At 62.0% G+C, this 24,731-nt stretch carries 15 protein-coding genes, 6 tRNA genes and 2 rRNA genes (1 of these 23 only partly in view); 1 reads left to right on the top strand and 22 read right to left on the bottom strand.

Annotated features, from left to right (window positions below; translation table 11 throughout):
- Positions 1-425: 425 nt before the first annotated feature.
- From QE399_RS08400 to QE399_RS08310, 19 genes are all read right to left on the bottom strand, one after another.
- A tRNA-Phe gene (locus tag QE399_RS08400) sits at positions 426-501 on the bottom strand.
- A gap of 68 nt (positions 502-569) precedes the next feature.
- The gene (locus tag QE399_RS08395; RefSeq protein ID WP_309827914.1) at positions 570-1,268 is read right to left on the bottom strand and encodes a response regulator; all 699 of its coding nucleotides are present in this window, start codon (positions 1,266-1,268) and stop codon (positions 570-572) included.
- Positions 1,269-1,305: 37 nt separating this feature from the next.
- Entirely contained in the window at positions 1,306-3,588 is a 2,283-nt protein-coding gene (locus QE399_RS08390) for a sensor histidine kinase (protein ID WP_309831979.1), read from the bottom strand.
- Positions 3,588-4,202 (bottom strand): DUF4390 domain-containing protein, encoded by a 615-nt coding sequence (locus QE399_RS08385; RefSeq protein WP_405043369.1) that lies wholly within the window; start codon positions 4,200-4,202, stop codon positions 3,588-3,590. The genes QE399_RS08390 and QE399_RS08385 overlap by 1 nt, the downstream gene beginning before the upstream one ends.
- Before the next feature lie 13 nt (positions 4,203-4,215).
- Entirely contained in the window at positions 4,216-5,535 is a 1,320-nt protein-coding gene (rsmB, locus tag QE399_RS08380) for a 16S rRNA (cytosine(967)-C(5))-methyltransferase RsmB (RefSeq protein WP_309831975.1), read from the bottom strand.
- 164 nt (positions 5,536-5,699) lie between these two features.
- Complete coding sequence (locus QE399_RS08375; protein ID WP_309827912.1) at positions 5,700-6,242, bottom strand: LemA family protein; 543 nt, start codon at positions 6,240-6,242, stop codon at positions 5,700-5,702.
- A 137-nt stretch (positions 6,243-6,379) separates the two neighbouring features.
- Complete coding sequence (rpoC, locus tag QE399_RS08370; RefSeq protein ID WP_309827911.1) at positions 6,380-10,609, bottom strand: DNA-directed RNA polymerase subunit beta'; 4,230 nt, start codon at positions 10,607-10,609, stop codon at positions 6,380-6,382.
- 133 nt (positions 10,610-10,742) lie between these two features.
- Positions 10,743-14,867: a DNA-directed RNA polymerase subunit beta gene (gene rpoB, locus QE399_RS08365; RefSeq protein ID WP_309827910.1), complete on the bottom strand. Its 4,125-nt coding sequence runs from the start codon at positions 14,865-14,867 to the stop codon at positions 10,743-10,745.
- A 280-nt stretch (positions 14,868-15,147) separates the two neighbouring features.
- Positions 15,148-15,525 (bottom strand): 50S ribosomal protein L7/L12, encoded by a 378-nt coding sequence (gene rplL, locus QE399_RS08360; RefSeq protein ID WP_309827908.1) that lies wholly within the window; start codon positions 15,523-15,525, stop codon positions 15,148-15,150.
- A 40-nt stretch (positions 15,526-15,565) separates the two neighbouring features.
- Positions 15,566-16,093 carry a 50S ribosomal protein L10 gene (gene rplJ / locus QE399_RS08355; RefSeq protein WP_309827907.1) on the bottom strand — a complete coding sequence of 176 codons (528 nt, stop codon included), beginning with the start codon at positions 16,091-16,093 and terminating at the stop codon, positions 15,566-15,568.
- A 234-nt stretch (positions 16,094-16,327) separates the two neighbouring features.
- Positions 16,328-17,023: a 50S ribosomal protein L1 gene (rplA, locus tag QE399_RS08350; RefSeq protein ID WP_309827906.1), complete on the bottom strand. Its 696-nt coding sequence runs from the start codon at positions 17,021-17,023 to the stop codon at positions 16,328-16,330.
- A 1-nt stretch (position 17,024) separates the two neighbouring features.
- Positions 17,025-17,456 carry a 50S ribosomal protein L11 gene (gene rplK, locus QE399_RS08345; RefSeq protein ID WP_092956372.1) on the bottom strand — a complete coding sequence of 144 codons (432 nt, stop codon included), beginning with the start codon at positions 17,454-17,456 and terminating at the stop codon, positions 17,025-17,027.
- Between the two features lie 116 nt (positions 17,457-17,572).
- Positions 17,573-18,166: a transcription termination/antitermination protein NusG gene (nusG, locus tag QE399_RS08340; protein ID WP_309827904.1), complete on the bottom strand. Its 594-nt coding sequence runs from the start codon at positions 18,164-18,166 to the stop codon at positions 17,573-17,575.
- The gene (secE, locus tag QE399_RS08335) at positions 18,167-18,550 is read right to left on the bottom strand and encodes a preprotein translocase subunit SecE (RefSeq protein WP_309827903.1); all 384 of its coding nucleotides are present in this window, start codon (positions 18,548-18,550) and stop codon (positions 18,167-18,169) included. It lies immediately after the preceding gene.
- Between the two features lie 89 nt (positions 18,551-18,639).
- Positions 18,640-18,715 (bottom strand) — tRNA-Trp (locus tag QE399_RS08330).
- A 12-nt stretch (positions 18,716-18,727) separates the two neighbouring features.
- Complete coding sequence (gene tuf / locus QE399_RS08325; protein ID WP_309826679.1) at positions 18,728-19,918, bottom strand: elongation factor Tu; 1,191 nt, start codon at positions 19,916-19,918, stop codon at positions 18,728-18,730.
- 73 nt (positions 19,919-19,991) lie between these two features.
- A tRNA-Thr gene (locus QE399_RS08320) sits at positions 19,992-20,066 on the bottom strand.
- Positions 20,067-20,110: 44 nt separating this feature from the next.
- A tRNA-Gly gene (locus QE399_RS08315) sits at positions 20,111-20,184 on the bottom strand.
- Between the two features lie 56 nt (positions 20,185-20,240).
- A tRNA-Tyr gene (locus QE399_RS08310) sits at positions 20,241-20,326 on the bottom strand.
- Between the two features lie 84 nt (positions 20,327-20,410).
- Here QE399_RS08310 and QE399_RS08305 point away from each other — a divergent pair.
- Positions 20,411-20,590, top strand: a complete 180-nt coding sequence (locus QE399_RS08305; protein ID WP_309827901.1) for a hypothetical protein — start codon at positions 20,411-20,413, stop codon at positions 20,588-20,590.
- A gap of 647 nt (positions 20,591-21,237) precedes the next feature.
- On the opposite strand, the gene rrf is transcribed toward QE399_RS08305, so the two are convergent.
- The 3 genes from rrf to QE399_RS08290 all read right to left on the bottom strand — a co-directional run.
- Positions 21,238-21,350: ribosomal RNA gene (gene rrf, locus QE399_RS08300) — 5S ribosomal RNA — on the bottom strand.
- Positions 21,351-21,466: 116 nt separating this feature from the next.
- Positions 21,467-24,342 (bottom strand): 23S ribosomal RNA (locus QE399_RS08295).
- A 348-nt stretch (positions 24,343-24,690) separates the two neighbouring features.
- Positions 24,691-24,731, bottom strand: a tRNA-Ala gene (locus tag QE399_RS08290); it runs 35 nt beyond the window's last position.

Here is a 24,731-nt window from a genome sequence, read left to right as displayed (position 1 = left end):
GGAGGCAAAAATGCCAAGGGCGAGGCCCGGACCTGTCCTCAAGCGTGTTTCGGCGATCCCAAGACGCTCGCGTTTCCCCTCGAAGGTGTCGTCGAAGCGCCAGCCGTGTAGGCGAGTGCTCGTCTTTGCCGCGATAAGGTACAGCCCGCCTCGTTCAAACACCCGACTTCCGAGTGCGATGTTCTTGATGACTTGTTCGCTTGTGATCACTTCCAGTGCCCTTTCGGGCAGTAGCGCATGCGGTTCGATGCACCGCAGTAACAGCACCGATTCTTCCGGCTGATACCGTAGTAGCTGCTGCGAGACGACTGGTTTGGGCTGGAAGATTCTGAATCTTCCCAGACAACAAAAAAGCCCTACCGTGTTGTCACGTGAGGGCTTTTTTGTTGGATCTGCGAAGTCCTAGATTTCCGCAGAATTGGATGTGGTGGCCTGGGACGGAATCGAACCATCGACACGCGGATTTTCAATCCGCTGCTCTACCAACTGAGCTACCGGGCCTGAGCCTTGAATTATAGCCACGAAATCGACCGATCGGCCGACTTCGCGCTTTTATTTTGTGAGATCTGTCAGCCGCGCTTGTTGCGGCCCAGGTCCACGCCCAGTTGGCGCAGCTTGCGGTACAGGTGGGTGCGTTCCAGGCCCGTCTTCTCGGCCACACGGGTCATGGAGCCACCTTCGCGGGCAAGATGGAATTCGAAGTAGGCCTTTTCGAAGCCGTCCCGGGCTTCACGCAGGGGGCGGTCGAGATCGAACCCTTGGTGAGACAGCGGCCCGGGATCGATGGTCGCGGTCACGGGGGGAGGCACCGCGGGCAGCGCATGGGATGGGGCACCCTCGGCAGCGGGTGCGGCCGCCGCGGCAGGCGGCGGCGGAGCGAGGGCGGGAGCCTGCTGGCTGGCGGTGTTGCGGGCCAGGCCTTGCTCTACGGCCTTGAGCAGCTTCTGCAGGGTGATGGGCTTCTCGAGGAAGGAGAAGGCGCCGATGCGGGTGGCTTCGACGGCAGTGTCGATGGTGGCATGGCCGCTCATCATGATCACCGGCATCTTGAGCGTGCCCGCCATGGCCCACTCCTTGAGCAGCGACACGCCATCGGTGTCGGGCATCCAGATGTCCAGCAGCACCAGGTCGTAGCTGTTCGCGGCACGGGCGTTGCGCGCCTGGGTGGCGTTCTCGGCGAGATCCACGCTGTGGCCTTCGTCGTTCAGAATTTCCGACAACAGATCCCGGATACCCAGTTCGTCGTCGACCACCAAAATATTTGCCATGTGCTGGAGAGCGCCTTTGCTGCTGCGAGCGATGTTGTTAACTTGCCACCGTATGTTGTGGGGCGAATGATAACGACACTTGCGCGCCGCGGACCACCCCATCGTCTACCCGGTTGACCAGATCGATGCGAGCCCCATGCTCGTCAGCGATCTTTTTCACGACCGCCAGCCCCAGCCCGGTGCCGCGGGGTTTGGTCGTGACGTAGGGCTCGAAGGCCCTTTGCAAGATGTGCGCCGGAAAGCCCGGCCCCGCGTCTGCCACCGTGAGGCGCACCCGTCCTGACGAGGCGCTCCACCTTGTAACGATGCGCACGGGCGGCGGCGGCACCCCCGCCTGTTCCGCGGCCTGTTCGGTCGCGTCCTGCGCATTCTGGAGCAGGTTGTGGACCACCTGCCGCAGTTGCTGGGCGTCTGCGGCGATGGGTGGGCACTGCGGGTCCAGCTCCGCCTCGATCGCCACCTGGGCATTCTCGGCGCCGTACAGGTGCAGGATGTCGGTCACCAGCGCGTTCAGATCCAGGGCGTGCAGTTCGGCGGCGGGCAGGCGCGCGTAATCGCGGAACTCGTTGACCAACCGTTTCATCGCATCCACTTGGTCGACGATCGTGCGCACGGACTTGGTCAAGATGGCCTGCTCGGGCTCCGGCAGCTTGCCGGACAGTTTCATCTCCAGCCGTTCCGCCGACAGCTGGATGGGCGTGAGCGGGTTCTTGATTTCGTGGGCCAGCCGGCGTGCCACCTCGCCCCAGGCCTGGGCGCGCTGGGCGGACACGATTTCCGAGATGTCGTCGAACACCAGCAGGCGTGTGGCATCGGGCAGTTCCGCACCCCGCGCTACCAGGCTGGTTCCGTTGGCGCCCATGCCGCCGCCCGGGGAATGCAGCTCGAACGGGTGCTGCCAGTGGTCCAAGCCATGATGGTCCCGGTCGCCGAGGAAGTTCTCGAAATGGGCCTGCACCGCCGTGGCGAAGTCGGCCAGCCCGGGCACGTCGGCCAGCGGCCGGCCTTCGTACGCCGCCATGGGCGCGCGCAGGATGCGTGTGGCTCCCGGGTTGCTGGAGCGGACCACGCCATGCGCGTCCAGCACGATGACACCGGCGGTGAGGTTGTCCAGGATGGTCTGTAGATTGGCCCGGGCGGAATCCACCGCTCCCATGCTCTGCTCCACGGCAGCGCGGGCGTCGGCCAATTGCTGGGTCATGACCGCGAAGGAGCGCGTCAATCCACCCAGTTCATCGCGGCTCTGCAACACGGCCTTGGGCCGCAGGTCGCCGGAGGCCACCTCTCGCACGCCTTCGGCCAGCATCAACAGAGGCCGTGCCAGCTGGTTGCCGAGCAACACCGCAAGCAGCAATGCGCCGAACACCGCCAAAAACAGGCTGAGCGTGAGCGTGCCGATGTACATGCGCTGCAATCCGCCGCGCGCCAGCGCCCTCTCCTGGTACTCGCGGTTGGCCTCCTGCACGGCGATGGCGTTGGCGACCAGCGCGGACGGCAGGGGCAGCGTGGCCTGTAGGTAACGGGGCTCCACCAGCACGCCGACCCCCGGGCTCAGCACGGTGACCAGCGTCTTCACGCGCGCGTTCTCGGCGGCCGCCGGATCGGTGATGTCGTCCAGCCCTTCGATCTGGAAGGTGGTGCGCTGCTGGCGGGCGTTGCGGAACTGCTGCTGCCCTGGGCGCTCGGGACTCAGGCTGAAGCGCGACTGCCCTGCGCTGGCGATGAATTGGCCCGATGCGCTCCACAGCACCACATCGGTGGCGCCGAGCTCGTCACGCACCCGCTCCAGCACGAGGCCGGCGGCGGCATCCGGCACCTGGGCCAGCTGCGAGCTGGCGGACCGCGTCTTGCTGGCCATGTCAGCAGCCATGGTGTCCAGGGTGACCCGCGCCAGGCTGACGCCTGCAGAGAGTGCGCCCTCGACGCGGACATCGAACCAGCTTTCGATCGAGCGGGACACGAACTGGTAGGACACCACGTAGATCAGCAGCCCCGGCACGACGCCCACCACGGCGAAGATGCCGGCCAGCTTGATGAGTAGCCGGCTGCCGAAGCGTCCGCGGCGCAGGCGCATCACCAAGCGCAACGCCACCCAGACCAGCACGGCCAGCAGCAGCACGGCCACAAAGATGTTGACGCCCAGCAGCCAGGCATAGTTGCGCTCGTACATGGCGCGGTTGTTGGTGGCCAGCGTCAGCAGGAACATCAGCACCAGGCCGATGGCGCACATGACGGCGATGCTGATGCCGACCGCCCGGCGGATACCGCGCGACTGGTTTGCAGCGCGCACGGAGGAGGCGTCTGGCGGCAGCTCGGCCATCATTCAGGGTCCGCGAAGCGGACCGTGGCGGTGCGCGACATGAGCAGGGTCCAGCCCGAGCGCCCCATGGCCCCGATCTGGAAGGGGCGCGGCAGCTGCGACATGTCCAGCCGGAACTGGAAGTTGACGACATAGTCTGCGCCCCGATCCAGGGCGCTGGCGTCGGCGATCTTCCAGCGCGAAATGCGCTCCATGGCGGCCAGCGCATCGGCCAGGTCTTCGAAGTTCTGTCCCAGGGAGACGCCCAGGCCGCTGGCGGCAAAGGGGCCGGACGACAGGTTCAGCCGCCAGCGGCGGGTGAGGGGCTGGTAGCTCAGCCGCATGTGGCGTGCCGCCCGGGCGACGACCTTGTCGGACCAGTACCAGCGCTCCTGGAGCACCTCGGCCTCGGCCACGAAGTACATCGAGATGCCCTTGTAGAGCGCATCCTCTGCCAGCGTGGGCATGTCGAACTGGGTGGAGGCCGACAGGAACAGACCCTCGGGCGCGGGCTCCACCACCATTTCGGCGACCGCGCCCTGCCCTTCGGCGCGGGCCAGGCCGGGCCAGCCGGCGGCAAGGACGAATGCCAGCGCCAGCCCCACGAGCCACAGCGCCGCCGCCCTGCGGCGCATGGCCGGCAGCCCGTCAGGCAGCCGGGGACTTCTGGAGCAGTGCGTAGAAGAAACCGTCGTGATCACCCGATGGATTCTCAGCGAGGGCACCGGCCTTGTCCGGGTTACCGGGAATTAAATGGCCGGGCGATGGCAGCAAACGGGCATCGGTGTTGTGCGCAAGAAACGCTTGGACCTGCTCGTCCCCTTCGGCGCGGAAGACGGAACAGGTGCAGTACAGCAGCCTTCCGCCTGGCTTCACCAGGGGCCACAGGGCGGCAAGCAGCTGGGCCTGCAGGCGGGACAGCTGGGCGATGTCGGTCGGTCGACGCAGCCAGCGCACGTCAGGGTGCCGGCGCACGATGCCCGAAGCGGTGCACGGCGCGTCCAGCAGGATGGCGTCGAAGGGCTCGCCGCCGCAGTGCTGCGTCCACCAGTCCTGCGGCCGCGCGGCGTCGGCCACCAGCACCTGGGCCGACAGTTGCAGGCGCTGCAGCGTGTCGTGGATGCGTTGGCTGCGCTGCGCATCCACCTCCAGCGCCGTGACCTGCCAGGGCGCGCCGGCCCCGGCCCATTCCAGGATGTGTGCCGTCTTGCCACCGGGGGCCGCGCAGGCGTCCAGCACGCGCAGCGGCGCGGCGCGGTCCAGTCCATCCAGCAGCAGCGGTGCGGCCTGCTGGGCCGCAGCGTCCTGCACAGAGACGGTGCCCTCGGCAAAGCCCGGCAGCTGTTGTACCGGCACCGGCTGGCGCAGTTCCACCCCGGTACTGCCAACCAGCGAGGATTCAATATTGATAGCTGCCAGCACTTGCTGGTATTGGGCTGGAGTCGATTTTTGCATTGAAACCCGCAGCGCCATCGGTGCATGCCGGTTGTTGGCGGCCAGGATCTGCTGCCAGTGCGCGGGGTGGTCCTGGCGCAGGCGGTCGATCCACCACGCCGGGTGGTTCCAGCGGGCGACCGGATCGGTCTGCGCGGCGGCGACGAGCGCATCACGCTCTCGCAGAAAGCGGCGTAGGCAGGCGTTGATGAAGGCGGACTGCGGCTGGGTCGCCGCCTGCCGCTTGGCGGCCTCCACCGCCTGGTTGACCAGGGTGAAGGGCTCGTACGGGGCCTGGGCGGGATCCCATGCCAGGGCCAGCGCCGTGCACAGCAGCGCGTCTACCCGCGGTGGCGGGTTGCGCGGCGCCAACTGCCGCCGTACGGCCTGGGCTAGGCCCAGGTGGCGCAGCGCCTGGAACAGCAGGGCCTGCACGCCGGGGCGCAGAGCCCCGTCCACCGCCGCCAGGGCGGTGGTGCCAGACTGTCCGGAGCGCACCGCCTGCAGCGCCTGCGCGGTGGCGTCGAGCAGCATCCACAGCGGTGCGCCATGGGCCGCCTGGCCAACCGGCGAGGAGGCCGCACCGGTCGCAGCGTCCGCAGGCGGGCGGACACCCCCGCGAACAGATCGGTCGGCCGCATCGGGGCGGGGCCGCCGGGGCGCAGGCCGGCGGGAAGAAGTCGGGTCCATGGAGGTCCTCAGAGTGCCTGGGCGGGCTTGAATCCGAACAGCCACGCCAGCAGGCGGGCCGGAAATTGGGCGATCGCGCCGTTGTATTGCGCGACCGCGTCGTTGAACTGCTGCTGGGCCAGCGCGTTCTGGGCCAGGTGCTGCTCGCGCCGCAGCACCCAGGCCGCCATCGCGTCCTCCTCGGCGCCGCGGCCCTGGGCCACGTGGCGCTCCTGCGCCTCACGCACCACGGTCTGCCAGGCGGTATCCAGCACCCGGTGGGCGGCGGTCAACGCGGCGGCGGCGCCCGCGTCCAGCGGGCGGGCCCGCGAGGCAGCCAGCGACGCCCCGAACTGCGTGGTGGCCGCCCACAGCGCAGCGCGGGCATCGGACGGGACCGGCTCGGGCACCTGCGTGGCCTCGTATTCGCCCAGCATGGCCATCATGCGCACCAGGTGCGCATCCAGCCCGCCGAAAGCCTGGACGGCGGCGGACCGCAGGCGGATCAGCCGGTTGTAGGCGCCCACGGCCCAGAAGAGCAGCACGGCCAGAACGATCCAGGTAGTCAGCATGGTGGCGAAAAAAGAGGCCCCGGTCAGGCGGGCCCTGCCGGGAACGGTACACGATGGCGATGGCAAAAAAAACTCCCGGCCTGCCGTTGCCGGCAGAGCGGGAGCTTTTTCAGGAGCGGACGGGGCGTCCCGGCAGCTTATTCAGCGGCCGTCGCTCCCGCGCTGGTATCCACATCGGCCGTGTCATCCGAGGACGACGACAGCTCAGCGGCTTCGGCTTCGGCGATGGCGCGGCGCTCGGCGTCGTCCATGGCGTCCTTGGCCTTGCGTGCCTGGTGGTAGGCCAGACCCGTACCGGCGGGGATCAGGCGACCCACGATCACGTTTTCCTTCAGGCCACGCAGCTCGTCGCGCTTGCCCATGATGGCAGCCTCGGTGAGCACGCGGGTCGTTTCCTGGAAGGAAGCGGCCGAGATGAACGAGTCCGTCGACAGCGAGGCCTTCGTGATACCCAGCAGCACGTTGCTGTAGGTCGCGGGGATCTTGCCGTCGCGCTGCAGCGCTTCGTTCGTGTTCAGGATCTCCGAACGCTCGACCTGCTCGCCGGCGATGTAGTTGGACTCGCCCGAGGCCTCGACCACGACGCGGCGCAGCATCTGGCGAACGATCACCTCGATGTGCTTGTCATTGATCTTCACGCCCTGCAGGCGGTACACGTCCTGCACTTCGTCGACGATGTAGCGGGCCAGCTCTTCGATGCCCAGCAGGCGCAGGATGTCCTGCGGATCGGCCGGGCCGTCCACCACGGACTCGCCCTTGTTCACGACCTGGCCTTCGTGCACCAGGATGTTCTTTTCCTTGGGGATCAGTTCATCCCAGACCTTGCCGTCCGGATCGGTGATCTGCAGGCGCACCTTGCCCTTGGTTTCCTTGCCGAACGACACCGTGCCGGTGATCTCGGCCAGCATGCCCTTGTCCTTGGGCGAGCGGGCTTCGAACAGCTCGGCCACGCGGGGCAGACCGCCGGTAATGTCGCGGGTCTTCTGGCCTTCGACCGGAATACGCGCCAGCACTTCGCCGGGGCCCACGTCCTGGCCGTCGCGGACCTGGATCAGCGCGCCGATCTGGAAGCCGATCGTCACCGAGTGGTCGGTGCCGGGGATCTTCACTTCCTGGTTGTTCGCGTCGATCAGCTTGACCTGCGGGCGCACCACCTTGGCAGAGCCGCGGCGCTTCGGGTCGATCACGACCAAGGTCGACAGACCGGTCACATCGTCCACCTGCTTGGCGACCGTCAGGCCTTCCTCGACGTTCTCGAACTTCACCTGGCCGGCGAATTCCGTGATGATCGGGCGGGTCAGCGGATCCCAGTTGGCCAGGATCGTGCCGGCCTTGATCGTCTGGTCGGCCTTCACCGTCAGCGTCGCGCCGTAAGGCACCTTGTGGCGCTCGCGCTCGCGGCCATGCTCGTCCTGGATGATGACTTCACCCGAACGTGCAATCACCACCAGCTCGCCCTTGGTGTTGCTCACGTAGCGCATCGTGGCGTTGAAGCCGATCACGCCGTTGGACTTGGCTTCCACGCTCGAGGCGATGGCAGCGCGCGAAGCGGCACCACCGATGTGGAACGTGCGCATGGTCAGCTGCGTGCCGGGTTCGCCGATGGACTGGGCAGCGATCACACCCACGGCTTCGCCGAGGTTGATCAGGCCGCCGCGGCCCAGGTCGCGGCCGTAGCACTTGGCGCACAGGCCGTAGCGGGTTTCGCAGGTCAGCGCCGTACGCACCTTCACTTCGTCCACGCCTGCGGCTTCGATTTCCTCGATGAGGTCTTCGTCCAGCATCTGGCCGGCCTTGACCAGCACGGCGCGGGTTTCGGGGTGCAGCACTTCTTCGGCGGTCGAACGGCCCAGCACGCGGTCGCGCAGGGATTCGATCACTTCACCGCCTTCGACGATGGCGCGCATCACGGAACCGTTGGTCGTACCGCAGTCCTCTTCGGTCACCACCAGATCCTGCGTCACGTCGACCAGGCGACGCGTCAGGTAACCGGAGTTGGCCGTCTTCAGCGCCGTATCCGCCAGGCCCTTACGGGCACCGTGGGTGGAGATGAAGTACTGCAACACGTTCAGACCTTCACGGAAGTTGGCCGTGATGGGGGTCTCGATGATGGAGCCGTCAGGCTTGGCCATCAGGCCCCGCATGCCGGCCAGCTGGCGGATCTGGGCGGCAGAGCCGCGCGCACCGGAGTCGGCCATCATGTAGATGGCGTTGAAGGACTCCTGGTTCACTTCCTTGCCGTGGCGGTCGGTGGTCTTCTCGACCTTGAGCTGGTCCATCATCACCTTGGACACGTCGTCGCCGGCCTTGCCCCAGATGTCCACCACCTTGTTGTAGCGCTCGCCGGAGGTCACCAGACCGGAGACGTACTGCTGTTCGATCTCCTTCACTTCGGCTTCGGCGCGGGCCAGGATGTCGGCCTTCTGCGGAGGCACCAGCATGTCGTCGATCGCCACCGAGAAACCGGCGTGCGTGGCCAGACGGAAGCCGTTTTGCAGCAGCTTGTCGGCGAACACCACGGTCTCCTTCAGTCCGCACTTGCGGAAGGAGATGTTGATCAGCTTGGAGATTTCCTTCTTCTTCAGCGCCTTGTTCAGGTTGCCGAAGGGCAGGCCCTTGGGCAGGATCTCGGACAGCAGTGCACGGCCCACGGTCGTGTCGACCAGCGAGGTCGAAGGCACGAACTCGCCGGAGGCTTTGTCCTTGGTCCACTCGGTCAGGCGCACGCTGATCTTGGCGTGCAGCTCGACCTGGTTGGCGTCCAGCGCGCGCTGCACTTCACCCGTGTCGGCGAACACCAGGCCTTCGCCCTTGCCGTTGATCTTGTCGCGGGTGGCGTGGTACAGGCCCAGCACCACGTCTTGCGACGGGACGATGGAGGGCTCGCCCGAGGCGGGGAACAGCACGTTGTTGGAGGCCAGCATCAGCGTGCGGGCTTCCATCTGCGCTTCCACCGACAGCGGGACGTGGACAGCCATCTGGTCACCGTCGAAGTCGGCGTTGAAGGCCGCGCAGACGAGGGGGTGCAGCTGGATGGCCTTGCCTTCGATCAGGATGGGCTCGAACGCCTGGATGCCCAAACGGTGCAGCGTGGGCGCACGGTTCAGCATCACGGGGTGTTCCTTGATGACCTCTTCCAGGATGTCCCACACCACCGGGGTGCCGGATTCGACTTCCTTCTTGGCGGCCTTGATCGTCGTCGCGATGCCCATGGCTTCGAGGCGCGAGAAGATGAAGGGCTTGAAGAGTTCCAGGGCCATCAGCTTGGGCAGGCCGCACTGGTGCAGCTTGAGCGTCGGGCCCACGGTGATCACGGAACGGCCGGAGTAGTCGACGCGCTTGCCCAGCAGGTTCTGGCGGAAGCGGCCGGACTTGCCCTTGATCATGTCGGCCAGGGACTTCAGCGCGCGCTTGTTGGCGCCCGTCATGGCCTTGCCGCGGCGGCCGTTGTCCAGCAGCGAGTCGACAGCCTCTTGCAGCATCCGCTTTTCGTTGCGCGCGATGATTTCCGGAGCCTTCAGCTCCAGCAGGCGGCGCAGACGCGAGTTGCGGTTGATGACGCGGCGGTAGAGGTCGTTCAGGTCGGAGGTCGCGAAGCGGCCGCCATCCAGCGGCACCAGCGGACGCAGGTCCGGGGGCAGCACGGGCAGCACGTCCAGCACCATCCACTCGGGCTTGATGCCGGACTTCTTGAACGCTTCCAGCACCTTCAGGCGCTTGGCGTTCTTCTTGACCTTGACTTCGGAGCCGGTCAGGTCGCCGCGCAGCTTCTCGATCTCCAGATCGATGTCGATGCCTTCGAGCAGATCCTTGATGCCTTCGGCGCCCATCTTGGCGATGAACTCGTCGCCGTATTCCTTGCGCTTGGCGTCAAAGTCGTCCTCGGACATGATGCTGAACTTCTTCAGCGGGGTCATGCCGGGGTCGGTCACCACGTAGGCTTCGAAGTACAGCACGCGCTCGATGTCGCGCAGCGTCATGTCCAGCACCAGGCCCAGGCGCGACGGCAGGGACTTCAGGAACCAGATGTGGGCGCAGGGCGCGGCCAGGTCGATGTGGCCCATGCGCTCGCGGCGCACCTTGGTCTGCGTGACTTCCACGCCGCACTTCTCGCAGATTACGCCGCGGTGCTTCAGGCGCTTGTACTTGCCGCACAGGCACTCGTAGTCCTTGATCGGGCCGAAGATCTTGGCGCAGAACAGGCCGTCGCGCTCGGGCTTGAACGTGCGGTAGTTGATGGTTTCGGGCTTCTTCACCTCACCGAAAGACCACGAACGGATCTTCTCGGGCGAAGCCATGCCGATGCGGATGGCATCGAAGTGCTCATCCGGCGTGAATTGCTTGAACAGGTCGAGTAGCGATTTCATGTGACTCTTTCCTTTTCACCTAAAAACATAGCTGCCAGCGCTTACCCCATATGCGTTTGCGGCACAAAACACCTGCAAACCCTTAATGGGTGAGCGCTGGCCGCTCACTTTTCTTTCAAAAACTCGAACCTGCTCAGGAGCGTTCCAGTTCGATGTCCAGGCCCAGGGAACGGATTTCCTTGACCAGCACATTGAACGACTCCGGCATGCCGGCCTCGATGGCGTGCTCGCCCTTGACGATGGATTCGTACACCTTGGTACGGCCCTGCACGTCGTCGGACTTCACGGTGAGCATTTCCTGCAGCACGTACGCGGCGCCGTAGGCTTCCAGCGCCCACACTTCCATTTCCCCGAAACGCTGGCCGCCGAACTGGGCCTTGCCGCCCAGAGGCTGCTGCGTCACGAGCGAGTACGGACCGGTGGAACGGGCGTGCATCTTGTCGTCGACCAAGTGGTGCAGCTTCAGGTAGTGCATGTAGCCGATCGTCGTGGGACGCTCGAACTGCTCGCCGGTGCGGCCGTCGAACAGGTACGCCTGCGTGCGGCTGTCGGTCAGGCCCTTGCGCTCCTTGATCTCGTCCGGATAGGCCAGCTTCAGCATGTCCTTGATCTCGGCTTCCGAGGCACCGTCGAACACCGGCGTGGCATACGGCACGCCGTTGGTCAGGTTGGACGCCATGGCCATCACCTCGTCGTCGCTCAGCGCCGACAGGTCTTCCTTGCGGCCGCGCGAGTTGTAGACCTCTTCGAGGAACTTGCGCATTTCGGCCGCCTTGGCCTCGTCGCGCAGCATGTCGCCGATGCGCTGGCCAATGCCCTTGCCGGCCCAGCCCAAGTGGACTTCCAGCACCTGGCCGATGTTCATCCGCGAGGGCACGCCCAGCGGGTTCAGCACGATGTCGGCAGGGGTGCCGTCGGCCATGTAGGGCATGTCTTCGACCGGAACGATCTTGGACACCACGCCCTTGTTGCCGTGGCGGCCGGCCATCTTGTCGCCGGGCTGCAGACGGCGCTTGACGGCCAGGTACACCTTGACCATCTTCAGCACGCCGGCCGGCAGCTCGTCGCCCTGCGTGAGCTTCTTGCGCTTTTCTTCGAAAGCCAGGTCGAAGCTGTGGCGGGTCTGCTCCAGCGAGTTCTTGATGGACTCGAGCTGCGTCGCCACTTCGTCTTCCGCGGGCCGGATGTCGAACCAGTGGAACTTCTCGACGGAGGCCAGATAGGCCTTGTCGATCTTCGTGCCCTTGGCCAGCTTCTGCGGGCCGCCGTTGGCCACGCGGCCGTTCAGCAGCTTCTCGATCCGGTCGAACGCGTCGGCTTCCACGATGCGCAGCTGGTCGTTCAGGTCCAGGCGGAAGCGCTTGAGTTCATCGTCGATGATCTGCTGGGCGCGCTTGTCGCGCTGGATGCCTTCGCGGGTGAACACCTGCACGTCGATCACGGTGCCCGAGGAGCCCTGGTCCACGCGCAGCGAGGTGTCCTTCACGTCGGACGCCTTCTCGCCGAAGATGGCGCGCAGCAACTTCTCTTCCGGCGTCAGCGTGGTCTCGCCCTTCGGCGTGACCTTGCCCACCAGCGTATCGCCGGGCTGCACTTCGGCGCCGACGTAGATGATGCCGGACTCGTCCAGACGGTTCAGCTGTTGTTCCGACAGGTTCGGAATGTCGCGCGTGATTTCTTCGGCGCCCAGCTTCGTGTCGCGGGCCATCACCACCAGTTCCTCGATGTGGATCGAGGTGTAGCGGTCTTCGGCCACGACGCGTTCGGAGATCAGGATCGAATCTTCGAAGTTGTAGCCGTTCCAGGGCATGAACGCGATCAGCATGTTCTGGCCGATGGCGATCTCGCCCAGGTCGGTCGATGCACCGTCGGCGATCACATCACCCTTGGCCAGCACGTCGCCCTTCTGGACGATGGGACGCTGGTGGATGTTCGTGTTCTGGTTGGAACGCTGGTACTTGATGAGGTTGTAGATGTCCACACCCACTTCACCGGCCACGGCTTCGGCGTCGTTCACGCGCACCACGATACGGGTCGCGTCCACGTAGTCGACGATACCGCCGCGGGTGGCCGTCACCACCGTGCCGGAGTCGACAGCGGCCACGCGCTCGATGCCCGTGCCCACCATGGGCTTTTCGGGGCGCAGCACGGGCACGGCCTGGCGCGACATGTTGGCGCCCATCAATGCGCGGTTCGCGTCATCGTGCTCCAGGAAGGGCACGAGCGAAGCGGCCACCGACACGATCTGCGCAGGCGACACGTCCATGTACTGCACACGGTCGGCGGACAGCAGCGTGGATTCACCCTTCTCACGGGCCGACACCAGGTCACCCGTCAGGCGGCCGTCCTTGTCCAGCGTCGCGTTCGCCTGGGCGATCACGTACTTGCCTTCCTCGATGGCGGACAGGTAGTCGATCTGGTCGGTCACCTTGCCATCCACCACGCGGCGGTACGGCGTCTCGATGAAGCCGTACTCGTTCAGGCGGGCGTACAGGGCCAGCGAGTTGATCAGGCCGATGTTCGGGCCTTCAGGCGTTTCGATAGGGCAGACGCGGCCGTAGTGGGTCACGTGCACGTCGCGCACTTCGAAGCCGGCACGCTCGCGGGTCAGACCGCCCGGGCCCAGTGCGGACACACGGCGCTTGTGCGTGATTTCCGCCAGGGGGTTGGTCTGGTCCATGAACTGCGACAGCTGCGACGCACCGAAGAACTCCTTCAGGGCGGCCGAAATCGGCTTGCTGTTGATCAGGTCGTGGGGCATCAGCGGCTCTTGTTCCGCTTGGCCCAGACGCTCCTTCACGGCCTTCTCGATACGTGCCAGGCCGGTGCGGTACTGGTTTTCGGCCAGTTCGCCCACGCAACGCACGCGGCGGTTGCCCAGGTGATCGATGTCATCGACTTCGCCCTTGCCGTTGCGCAGATCCACCAGGATCTTGACCACGGCCAGGATGTCCTCGTTGGACAGCACCATGGGGCCAGTGGATTCGTCGCGGCCGATCTTGGCGTTGAACTTCATGCGGCCCACGCGCGACAGATCGTACGTGTCCGGGTTGTAGAACAGGCGCTGGAACAGGGCCTGCACGGCGTCTTCCGTCGGCGGCTCGCCGGGGCGCATCATGCGGTAGATGGCCACGCGCGCAGCGAACTCGTCCACCGTTTCGTCGATGCGCAGCGTCTGCGAGATGTAGGCGCCCTGGTCGAGTTCGTTCGTGTAGATGACCTGCAGGTCCTGCACGCCGGCGGAACGCAGCTTCTTCAGCAGCGCTTCGGTCAGCTCTTCGTTGGCCTTGGCGATGATTTCGCCGGTATCGCCGTCGACGATGTTCTTGGCGACCACGCGGCCGATCAGGAAGTCTTCGGGCACACTGATGTGCGTGGTACCGGACTGCTCCAGCTCACGCGTGTGGCGTGCGGTGATGCGCTTGTCCTTGGCCACGACGACCTTGCCCGACTTGTCGGTGATGTCGAAGCGCGCCACTTCGCCCTTCAGGCGCTCGGACACGAACTCCATCTGCGCGCCGCTGTCCATCAGGCGGAAGTTGTCGTTGACGAAGAAGTTCGCCAGGATGGACTCGGGGTTCAGGCCGATGGCCTTCAGCAGGATCGTGACCGGCATCTTGCGGCGACGGTCCACGCGGAAGTACAGGATGTCCTTCGGATCGAATTCGAAGTCCAGCCAGGAGCCGCGGTAGGGAATGATGCGAGCGGAGAACAGCAGCTTGCCCGAGCTGTGCGTCTTGCCCTTGTCGTGCTCGAAGAACACGCCCGGCGAACGGTGCAGCTGCGAGACGATCACGCGCTCCGTGCCGTTGATGATGAACGAGCCCTTGTCGGTCATCAGGGGCACTTCGCCCATGTAGACCTCTTGCTCCTTCACTTCCTTCACGACCTTCGACTGCGAGGTCGACGATTCACGGTCGTAAATGATGAGCTGCACCTTGGCACGCACGGCCGAGGCGAAGGTCAGGCCGCGGGTCTGGCATTCGCGCACGTCAAACGCCGGCTTGGCCAGGTTGTACTCCACGAACTTCATCTCGACAAAACCGTTGTGCGAGACGATGGGGAACGCGGCATCGAAAGCGGCCTGCAGCCCTTCGACGGTACGTTTCTGGGGAGCCTTGTCTGCCTGCAGGAACGCGGTGTAGGCGTCCTTTTGCATCTGCAGCAGGTAAGGCACTTCGAGCACGCTCTCGCGGCTGCCGAAGCTTTTGCGGATCCGCTTGCGTTCGGTGTAGCTGTACGTGGATGTTTGAGCCATGAGATCTCCGGGCAAAGACATGGAATGGGGTCTTCGACGACTACTGACCCGCAAGGGAGGGCTTCCGTGCGGGCTTGGCGGTTGGCCACTACCAACCATGGCGGACGGCGATGCGTTGCACATCGCCCGAACCAAGGCGTCTTCTGCTGTCGGGGTGATCAGAAGACACTAGAAAACGATCGCAGGGGAGTCGTTTTCTGGTGCGCTCTGGACTCGGTATCCATAAGCGCCAAAGGCTGGGAGCCCTTTTCGGAGCCCCCAGCCCTGGCAACAAGGCGAATTACTTGAGTTCGGCCTTGGCGCCGGCTTCCACCAGCTTCTTGACGGCAGCTTCGGCGTCGGCCTTGGCAATGCCTTCCTTGACGTTCTTGGGAGCGCCGTCCACCAGGTCCTTGGCTTCCTTGAGGCCCAGGCCGGTGATTTCGCGCACTGCCTTGATGACGGACACCTTGTTGGCGCCGGCTTCCGTCAGCACCACGTTGAATTCCGTCTTTTCTTCAGCAGCAGCAGCACCGCCGCCAGCGCCGCCAGCGGCAGGAGCGGCCATGGCGGCAGCGCTCACGCCAAACTTCTCTTCAATGGCCTTCACCAGGTCATTGAGTTCCAGGACCGTCATGCTGTCCAGCGCGGTCAAGAATGCGTCTTTATCGAATGCCATTTTGATTTCCTAACAATATCGTTGGTTAACAGCGGGCCAATCAGGCCGCAGCTGCCTCGGCTGCCGGTTGTTCGGCAGCGCCCTCGCCCTTCTTTGCCGCCAAAGCGCCCAGCACCACGGCCGTACGCGAAATGGGGGACATCAGCAAGCCACACAGCTGGGCCAGCAGCACTTCCTTGGAAGGGATGTTGGCCAGTTGCTTCACGCCGTTCACGTCCAGGGCTTTGCCACCGAATGCGCCACCGCGAATGACCAGCTTGTCGTTGGTCTTCGCGAAATCGGCCACCACCTTGGCGGCGGCCACAGCGTCTTCGGAGAAGCCGTAGATCAGAGGACCGGTCATCTGGTCAGCCACCACGTCAAACTGGCTGCCAGCCACAGCACGGCGGGCCAGGGTGTTCTTCAGAACACTCAGGCTCACACCCTTGCTGCGGGCGTCAACGCGCAGTTTGGTCATGTCGGCGACCGTGATGCCACGGTATTCCGCGATCACGAGCGTTTGAGCTTTAGCGGCGAGGCTGGTCACTTCATTGATGACCGCTTCTTTCTCACTGCGATTAAGACTCAAGGTCTACTCCTTAAATTGCGCAGTCGGGGCAAGCCCTTCTGCACGCTCTTGTTGCAGCGACCAACTGTTTCGGAAATGAATTCCATCTGCAGCGGGATCGCCATCTGCGTTGGCCCTTCGGGGGTTTAAGCGCAACCGGATTGCGCACCAACGGTCTTGGATGACCTGCAGCTACCGACGGCAGCTGCAGCCCACCACATCGACCTCTCGTGAAAGAGATCGAAGATCTTGCAATTACGCCGAGATGGATTGCGTATCCACGCGGACGCCCAGGCCCATCGTGGAAGACACAGCCACCTTGCGCAGGTACAGGCCCTTGCTGGTAGCCGGCTTGGCCTTGTTGAGGGCCTCGATCAGCGCGACCAGGTTGCCCTGCAGCTTCTCGTTGTCGAACGAGCGACGGCCAATGGTGCTGTGCACGATGCCGGCCTTGTCCACGCGGAATTGCACCTGACCCGCCTTGGCATTCTTCACCGCCGTGGCGACGTCCGGCGTCACCGTGCCCACCTTCGGGTTGGGCATCAGGCCGCGCGGGCCCAGGATCTGACCGAGCGTACCCACAACGCGCATCGCGTCAGGGGCGGCGATCACCACGTCGAAAGGCATGTCGCCGGCCTTGACCATGGCGGCCAGGTCGTCCATGCCGACGATGTCAGCGCCAGCCGCCTTGGCTTCATCAGCCTTGGCGCCTTGAGCGAACACCGCCACGCGGGTGGTCTTGCCGGTGCCGTTAGGCAGCACCACGGCGCCACGCACGACTTGGTCCGACTTCTTGGCATCGATGCCGAGCTGCACGGCCACATCGATGGACTCATCGAACTTGGCGGTTGCGGCTTCCTTCACGATGACAACAGCCTCGGAGAAAGCGTACAGCTTCGTGCTGTCGACTTTGCCCTGCAGGGCCTTCTGCTTCTTGGTCAACTTGGCCATCTTACAAACCTTCCACCGTCACGCCCATGGAGCGTGCAGAGCCAGCCAGCGTGCGAACGGCAGCGTCCACATTGGCAGCGTTCATGTCCTTCAGCTTGGTCTTGGCGATCTCTTCCAGCTGTGCGCGGGTGATCTTGCCGACCTTCGTGCTCAGCGCGTTGGCAGAGCCCTTTTCCAGCTTGATGGCCTTCTTGATCAGCGTCGTCGCCGGAGGCGTCTTGATGATGAAGGTGAAGCTCTTGTCCGCGAAGGCGGTGATCACCACCGGCAGCGGCAGGCCGGGCTCGACACCCTGGGTCTGGGCGTTGAACGCCTTGCAGAACTCCATGATGTTGAGGCCACGTTGGCCCAGAGCCGGGCCGATCGGGGGGGATGGGTTGGCCTTGCCTGCTGGCACTTGCAGCTTGACAAAACCGACGATTTTCTTCGCCATGCTTTACTCCTTGCGGGTGATAACGCTGCTTCTTTTGCAAGGCAGCTCCCCGGGGTTAACGACTCAACTCTTTCATTCGCACCGAGTCGAAGAGTGCGACATCCTTTGGGGAACGATCAGGTCTTCTCGACCTGCCCGAACTCCAGCTCCACCGGGGTGGAGCGACCGAAAATCATGACAGAGACGCGCACGCGGCTCTTCTCGTAGTTGACTTCTTCCACCGACCCATTGAAGTCGGTGAAGGGGCCTTCCTTCACACGGATCAGTTCGCCCACCATGAATTCGACCTTGTGGCGCGGCTTTTCCGTGCCTTCTTGCATCTGGCTGACAATCTTCTGCACTTCGTCGCCGGAGATCGGAGCCGGGCGGTTCTTCGCGCCACCCACGAAGCCGGTCACCTTGTTCGTATGCTTCACCAAGTGCCACGTGTCGTCGTCCATGATCATTTCGACAAAGACATAGCCCGGGTACAGGCGGCGCTCTGTGGTCTTGCGCTGGCCATTCTTCATTTCCACCACCTCTTCGGTGGGAACCAGAATACGACCGAACTTGTCCTGCATGCCTGCGCGCGCGATGCGCTCGGCGATGTTGCGCTCCACGGCCTTTTCCATGCCGGAGTAGGCATGGACGATGTACCAACGCAGATCAGGGTTGGCAGGAGCGCCCAGCGCTCCCGACTCTTCGCCACTCACTTCCACTGCATCGGTCATTTACTTCCTCCAACCCAGGATCAGGTCATACAAGACCCACTCCAGCGTTTTGTCGGTGAACCACAAAAACAAGGCCATGACCACAACGAAGACGAACACGTACGCAGTCATCTGCAGCGTCTCTTTACGGGTGGGCCAGACCACCTTCTTGACTTCGCGCCAAGCGTCCCGGGCAAATCCCGTGAACTGCTTGCCGGGCTCGGAAACCAGGAAGACCGCCACAGCCGCCGCCAGCCCGACCAGCAGCACGCCCCACTGCACCAGCGGTCCCTGCTTGCTCAGCAAATAAAAGCCGGCGACCGACGCCAGTACCAGCGCAACGACAGCAGCGAGCTTTGCCTTGTCGGCGCCCGTGCTGACGGTTTCGACTTGAGATGTGGCCATATACGACTAATTCTTCGGTTTCAAATCGGTGCCGCACAAGACACCGAAGCCCGCCAGGTCTTGGCGGGCTTGGTTGCTACCACATCAGGTGGCAGGGGCAGTAGGAATCGAACCTACAACCTTCGGTTTTGGAGACCGACGCTCTGCCAATTGAGCTATACCCCTTCAATGCACTGATCAGGCAATGATCTTGGCCACGACGCCGGCGCCGACGGTACGGCCGCCTTCACGGATGGCGAAGCGCAGACCTTCTTCCATGGCGATGGGGTTGATCAGCTTGACGGTGATCGACACGTTGTCGCCGGGCATGACCATTTCCTTGTCGGCGGGCAACTCGATGGCGCCCGTCACGTCGGTCGTGCGGAAGTAGAACTGGGGACGGTAGTTGTTGAAGAACGGCGTGTGACGGCCGCCTTCGTCCTTGCTCAGAACGTAGACTTCGGCGGTGAAGTGCGTGTGGGGCTTGATGGAGCCGGGCTTGCACAGCACTTGGCCGCGTTCGACGTCTTCACGCTTCGTGCCGCGCAGCAGCAGGCCGACGTTGTCGCCAGCTTGGCCTTGGTCCAGCAGCTTGCGGAACATTTCCACGCCGGTGCAGATGGTCTTTTGCGTGTCGCGGATACCGACGATTTCGATTTCTTCGCCGACCTTGATGATGCCGCGCTCGACACGACCCGTCACCACGGTACCGCGACCGGAGATCGAGAACACGTCTTCCACGGGCATCAGGAAGGCACCGTCCACAGCGCGCTCAGGCGTGGGGATGTAGGTGTCCAGGGCTTCGGCCAGCTTGTCGATGGCTTGCTCGCCCAGGGGGCCCTTGTCGCCTTCCAGGGCCAGCTTGGCGGAGCCGCGGATGATGGGGGTGTCGTCGCCGGGGAAATCGTACTTGTCCAGCAGTTCGCGGACTTCCATTTCCACCAGTTCCAGCAGCTCTTCGTCGTCCACCATGTCGCACTTGTTCAGGAACACGATGATGTAGGGCACGCCCACCTGACGGGCCAGCAGGATGTGCTCGCGCGTTTGGGGCATGGGGCCGTCAGCGGCCGAGCACACCAGGATGGCGCCGTCCATCTGGGCAGCGCCGGTGATCATGTTCTTGACGTAGTCGGCGTGGCCGGGGCAGTCCACGTGGGCGTAGTGACGGTTTTGCGTCTCGTATTCCACGTGGGCGGTGTTGATGGTGATGCCGCGGGCCTTTTCTTCAGGGGCCGCGTCGATTTCGTCGTACTTCTTGGCTTCGCCGCCGAACTTGGCGGACAGCACGGTGGCGATCGCTGCGGTCAGCGTCGTCTTGCCGTGGTCCACGTGGCCGATGGTGCCCACGTTGACGTGGGGCTTGGTACGTTCGAACTTACCTTTTGCCATTTTTCGACTCCGAAAAAAATCTAGCGCAACACAGCTTGATATCGGCGCAATCTCAAACGGACGCACCTGGAAATGGTGCCCATGGCGGGAATCGGACCCGCGACCTCTCCCTTACCAAGGGAGTGCTCTACCACTGAGCCACATGGGCATGAGGCCAACGTATCGGCCTCGAATCTTGCAAACAGCACCGACTGGAGCGGGAGACGGGAATCGAACCCGCGTCATTAGCTTGGAAGGCTAGGGTTCTACCATTGAACTACTCCCGCATCAGCACCTCACGCTGCTGCGAGGTGCCGCTTAAGCACCTTTGACTGACAATTTCTGGTGGAGGGGACTGGATTCGAACCAGTGTAGGCGTAAGCCAACAGATTTACAGTCTGCCCCCTTTAGCCACTCGGGCACCCCTCCGAAGAATCTCGAATTCTAGCAGGATTTTTTGCCCTCGACCAGAAAATTCAAAGATCGGGCTCAACTTGGCTCTTTGGAATTGGCATGAAGGCAGTCCACCTTTTGGCTGCAGGCTATCCTGCCCTTATCCAGATCGAGAAACAGCGCGGCATCGTTGGCAACGACGCGTGTCTATGGCCGAGTGAGCTCACGTCGGTTAGCCACATCATTGGGCAAGCCAGCCTCACCGAGGCTGAACTAGCGCGCCTATTTGAAAACACCTGACACGAAAGGAATCTGGGCGCTCTTAAACCTTCTTTGGGCCTCTGATGGGCGTTCTGTGTGCTCATGACACATTAGGGCCGAGGGAGCGCGGCTTCCCGCCAATCACTCATGTGGCCCCAAGGGAAAGCGTCAGAGACCCTGTTGGTATAGCAGCCACGGAGTAGCAACCCTACCCGCCGGCACTGGTCGACCAAACATCCGCACTAGGGCACCACTCGAAGACTCCCGGAACTCCTCATCAAAGGAGTTTCGATGTTGAATTGAACCAATCAACATCCATCCGACTGACGCACCATAAGTCAACTGCTCTACACACCTCCTCGAAGCCCCTTCTTCCTGTGACTGGCAGCAGCGAGCGCGCAAGCGGCAGGGCTTATCGTCTGGACAGACATCCGGCATTGGTTGAGCGGTGTTCTGTTCTAGTCGCCCGACGGTTCCGCAGCGCGAGTTGTCCGCCATAGAGCAGTCGGCACGGCCGTGACCTGGCGCAGCGGCCTGAGGGATGTTCTGGGCATCACAGGGGGCGGCGCCATCTAGGAGCGCCTTGGCGAAGCAGCATGAGCGATCACTCCTCTGACGGGATGCGCCGCCGCAAAGCAAAACGCCCTTCTACTCGTCAGAGCAGAAGGGCGGTTTGGGCTGTAAGAGCCTGACGATGACCTACTTTCACACGGGAACCCGCACTATCATCGGCGCAAAGTCGTTTCACTGTCCTGTTCGGGATGGGAAGGAGTGGTACCAACTTGCTATGGTCATCAGGCATAACTTGTTGCTGCCTTGACTGGGTCAAGACAACGAATTCACAGAGCTAAATCAGCATGTAATTTTTGATTGCGTCACTTGGCATAACAACCTTGACGGTGTCGTCAAAGTTATAGGGTCAAGCCGCACGAGCAATTAGTATCAGTTAGCTTAACGCATTACTGCGCTTCCACACCTGACCTATCAACGTCCTGGTCTTGAACGACTCTTTAGGGGGCTCAAGGCCCCGGCAGATCTCATCTTGAAACGAGTTTCCCGCTTAGATGCTTTCAGCGGTTATCTCTTCCACACTTAGCTACTCGGCAATGCCACTGGCGTGACAACCGATACACCAGAGGTGTGTCCACTCCGGTCCTCTCGTACTAGGAGCAGGCTTCCTCAAATCTGCAGCGCCCACGGAAGATAGGGACCAAACTGTCTCACGACGTTTTAAACCCAGCTCACGTACCTCTTTAAATGGCGAACAGCCATACCCTTGGGACCGGCTACAGCCCCAGGATGAGATGAGCCGACATCGAGGTGCCAAACACCGCCGTCGATATGAACTCTTGGGCGGTATCAGCCTGTTATCCCCAGAGTACCTTTTATCCGTTGAGCGATGGCCCTTCCATACAGAACCACCGGATCACTATGTCCTGCTTTCGCATCTGCTCGACTTGTCAGTCTCGCAGTTAAGCACGCTTATGCCATTGCACTATCGTCACGATGTCCGACCGTAACTAGCGTACCTTCGAACTCCTCCGTTACGCTTTGGGAGGAGACCGCCCCAGTCAAACTGCCTACCATGCACTGTCCCCGATCCCGATAAGGGACCTAGGTTAGAACCTCAAACACACCAGGGTGGTATTTCAACGTTGGCTCCATGAGAACTAGCGTCCTCACTTCAAAGCCTCCCACCTATCCTACACAGATCTGTTCAAAGTCCAATACAAAGCTACAGTAAAGGTTCATGGGGTCTTTCCGTCTTTCCGCGGGGAGATTGCATCATCACAAACATTTCAACTTCGCTGAGTCTCAGGAGGAGACAGTGTGGCCATCGTTACGCCATTCGTGCAGGTCGGAACTTACCCGACAAGGAATTTCGCTACCTTAGGACCGTTATAGTTACGGCCGCCGTTTACTGGGACTTCAATCAAGAGCTTGCACCCCATCATTTAATCTTCCAGCACCGGGCAGGCGTCACACCCTATACGTCCACTTTCGTGTTTGCAGAGTGCTGTGTTTTTATTAAACAGTCGCAGCCACCGATTTTTTGCAACCCCGTTTAGCTCCGTTTGTACAACTTCACTTACTAGGGGCATACCTTCTCCCGAAGTTACGGTATCAATTTGCCGAGTTCCTTCTCCTGAGTTCTCTCAAGCGCCTTAGAATACTCATCTCGCGCACCAGTGTCGGTTTGCGGTACGGTCGTCAATAGCTGAAGCTTAGTGGCTTTTCCTGGAAGCAGGGTATCACTCACTTCGTCTGCAAGCAGACTCGTTATCACCCCTCATCTAAGCCCGGCGGATTTGCCTACCGGGCACGACTACAGGCTTGAACCAACATATCCAACAGTTGGCTGAGCTAACCTTCTCCGTCCCCACATCGCACTATTGATCGGTACAGGAATATTGACCTGTTTCCCATCAGCTACGCATCTCTGCCTCGCCTTAGGGGCCGACTCACTCTACGCCGATGAACGTTGCGTAGAAAACCTTGCGCTTACGGCGAGGGGGCTTTTCACCCCCTTTAACGCTACTCATGTCAGCATTCGCACTTCTGATACCTCCAGCATCCGTCACCAGACACCTTCACAGGCTTACAGAACGCTCTCCTACCACGTGCAATAAATTGCACATCCGCAGCTTCGGTAACTGGCTTAGCCCCGTTACATCTTCCGCGCAGGACGACTCGATCAGTGAGCTATTACGCTTTCTTTAAATGATGGCTGCTTCTAAGCCAACATCCTGACTGTTTTAGCCTTCCCACTTCGTTTCCCACTTAGCCAATTTTAGGGACCTTAGCTGGCGGTCTGGGTTGTTTCCCTCTTGAGTCCGGACGTTAGCACCCGGTGCTCTGTCTCCCAAGCTGTACTCGTCGGTATTCGGAGTTTGCCTTGGTTTGGTAAGTCGCCATGACCCCCTAGCCAAAACAGTGCTCTACCCCCGACGGTAATACTTGAGGCACTACCTAAATAGTTTTCGGAGAGAACCAGCTATTTCCAAGTTTGTTTAGCCTTTCACCCCTATCCACAGCTCATCCGCTAGTTTTGCAACACTAGTCGGTTCGGACCTCCAGTACCTGTTACGGCACCTTCATCCTGGCCATGGATAGATCACTTGGTTTCGGGTCTACACCCAGCGACTGAACGCCCTATTCGGACTCGATTTCTCTACGGCTTCCCTATTCGGTTAACCTTGCCACTGAATGTAAGTCGCTGACCCATTATACAAAAGGTACGCAGTCACCCTTGCGGGCTCCTACTTTTTGTAAGCATGCGGTTTCAGGATCTATTTCACTCCCCTCCCGGGGTTCTTTTCGCCTTTCCCTCACGGTACTGGTTCACTATCGGTCGATGATGAGTATTTAGCCTTGGAGGATGGTCCCCCCATATTCAGACAGGGTTTCTCGTGCCCCGCCCTACTTTTCTCTAACTTAGTACCACACGTCTGTTTTCGCATACGGGGCTATCACCCACTATGGCCGGACTTTCCATTCCGCTTTGCTAACAGTCGTGCTATCACTAGAAGGCTCTTCCGATTTCGCTCGCCACTACTTTCGGAATCTCGGTTGATGTCTTTTCCTCGAGCTACTGAGATGTTTCAGTTCACCCGGTTCGCCTCGTTAACCTATGTATTCAGTTAACGATACCCCGAAGGGTGGGTTTCCCCATTCAGAAATCTCCGGATCAAAGCTTATTTGCCAGCTCCCCGAAGCTTATCGCAGGCTTTCACGTCTTTCGTCGCCTATCATCGCCAAGGCATCCACCACATGCTCTTAGTCACTTGACCCTATAACTTTGACCTCTCTTGCGAGACGCCTCCGTTTTCTTTCAAGGACTTGCGAGGTCTTTCACCTCGCGCGTTATGCCGTAATGTGAATGTTTCTTCGGTATTGCTACCTAGAGAACGATTCGTCATTACTTGAACAAACAAAGTTCGTTCGTTTTGACGCAATCAAATTTATGTTGCTGATGGCACGGTCTGCACTAAACCTTTACGAATGTGCAGTTTCCATCAGCAACGCTGATTCGACTCTATGAATTTTTAAAGAACAGCCGATTGGTCCGAGTAATCTCGTCCAACAACAAAGAGGCCTCTTGCGAAGCCGCTTTGGTGTTGCTTAGATTTCCGATTGATTGGTGGAGGATGACGGGATCGAACCGACGACCCCCTGCTTG

Source organism: Paracidovorax wautersii (genome assembly GCF_031453675.1).
Lineage (GTDB): Bacteria > Pseudomonadota > Gammaproteobacteria > Burkholderiales > Burkholderiaceae_C > Paracidovorax.
The sequence above is the reverse complement of the archived record's forward strand: the minus strand, read 5'-3'. Positions and strand labels throughout refer to the sequence as shown.

Coding starts and splice junctions, on each gene's coding strand:
- rplA (WP_309827906.1), bottom strand. CDS start 17,023: ATGGCCAAGTTGACCAAGAAGCAGAAGGCCCTGCAGGGCAAAGTCGAC.
- rpoC (WP_309827911.1), bottom strand. CDS start 10,609: ATGAAATCGCTACTCGACCTGTTCAAGCAATTCACGCCGGATGAGCAC.
- nusG (WP_309827904.1), bottom strand. CDS start 18,166: ATGACCGATGCAGTGGAAGTGAGTGGCGAAGAGTCGGGAGCGCTGGGC.
- rsmB (WP_309831975.1), bottom strand. CDS start 5,535: ATGCTGCTCGACGCCACCGCGCAGGCGCTGCAGGCGGTGCGCTCCGGA.
- rplL (WP_309827908.1), bottom strand. CDS start 15,525: ATGGCATTCGATAAAGACGCATTCTTGACCGCGCTGGACAGCATGACG.
- QE399_RS08385 (WP_405043369.1), bottom strand. CDS start 4,202: ATGCGCCGCAGGGCGGCGGCGCTGTGGCTCGTGGGGCTGGCGCTGGCA.
- QE399_RS08390 (WP_309831979.1), bottom strand. CDS start 3,588: ATGGCCGAGCTGCCGCCAGACGCCTCCTCCGTGCGCGCTGCAAACCAG.
- QE399_RS08375 (WP_309827912.1), bottom strand. CDS start 6,242: ATGCTGACTACCTGGATCGTTCTGGCCGTGCTGCTCTTCTGGGCCGTG.
- QE399_RS08395 (WP_309827914.1), bottom strand. CDS start 1,268: ATGGCAAATATTTTGGTGGTCGACGACGAACTGGGTATCCGGGATCTG.
- tuf (WP_309826679.1), bottom strand. CDS start 19,918: ATGGCAAAAGGTAAGTTCGAACGTACCAAGCCCCACGTCAACGTGGGC.
- rpoB (WP_309827910.1), bottom strand. CDS start 14,867: ATGGCTCAAACATCCACGTACAGCTACACCGAACGCAAGCGGATCCGC.
- QE399_RS08305 (WP_309827901.1), top strand. CDS start 20,411: ATGAAGGCAGTCCACCTTTTGGCTGCAGGCTATCCTGCCCTTATCCAG.
- rplK (WP_092956372.1), bottom strand. CDS start 17,456: ATGGCGAAGAAAATCGTCGGTTTTGTCAAGCTGCAAGTGCCAGCAGGC.
- secE (WP_309827903.1), bottom strand. CDS start 18,550: ATGGCCACATCTCAAGTCGAAACCGTCAGCACGGGCGCCGACAAGGCA.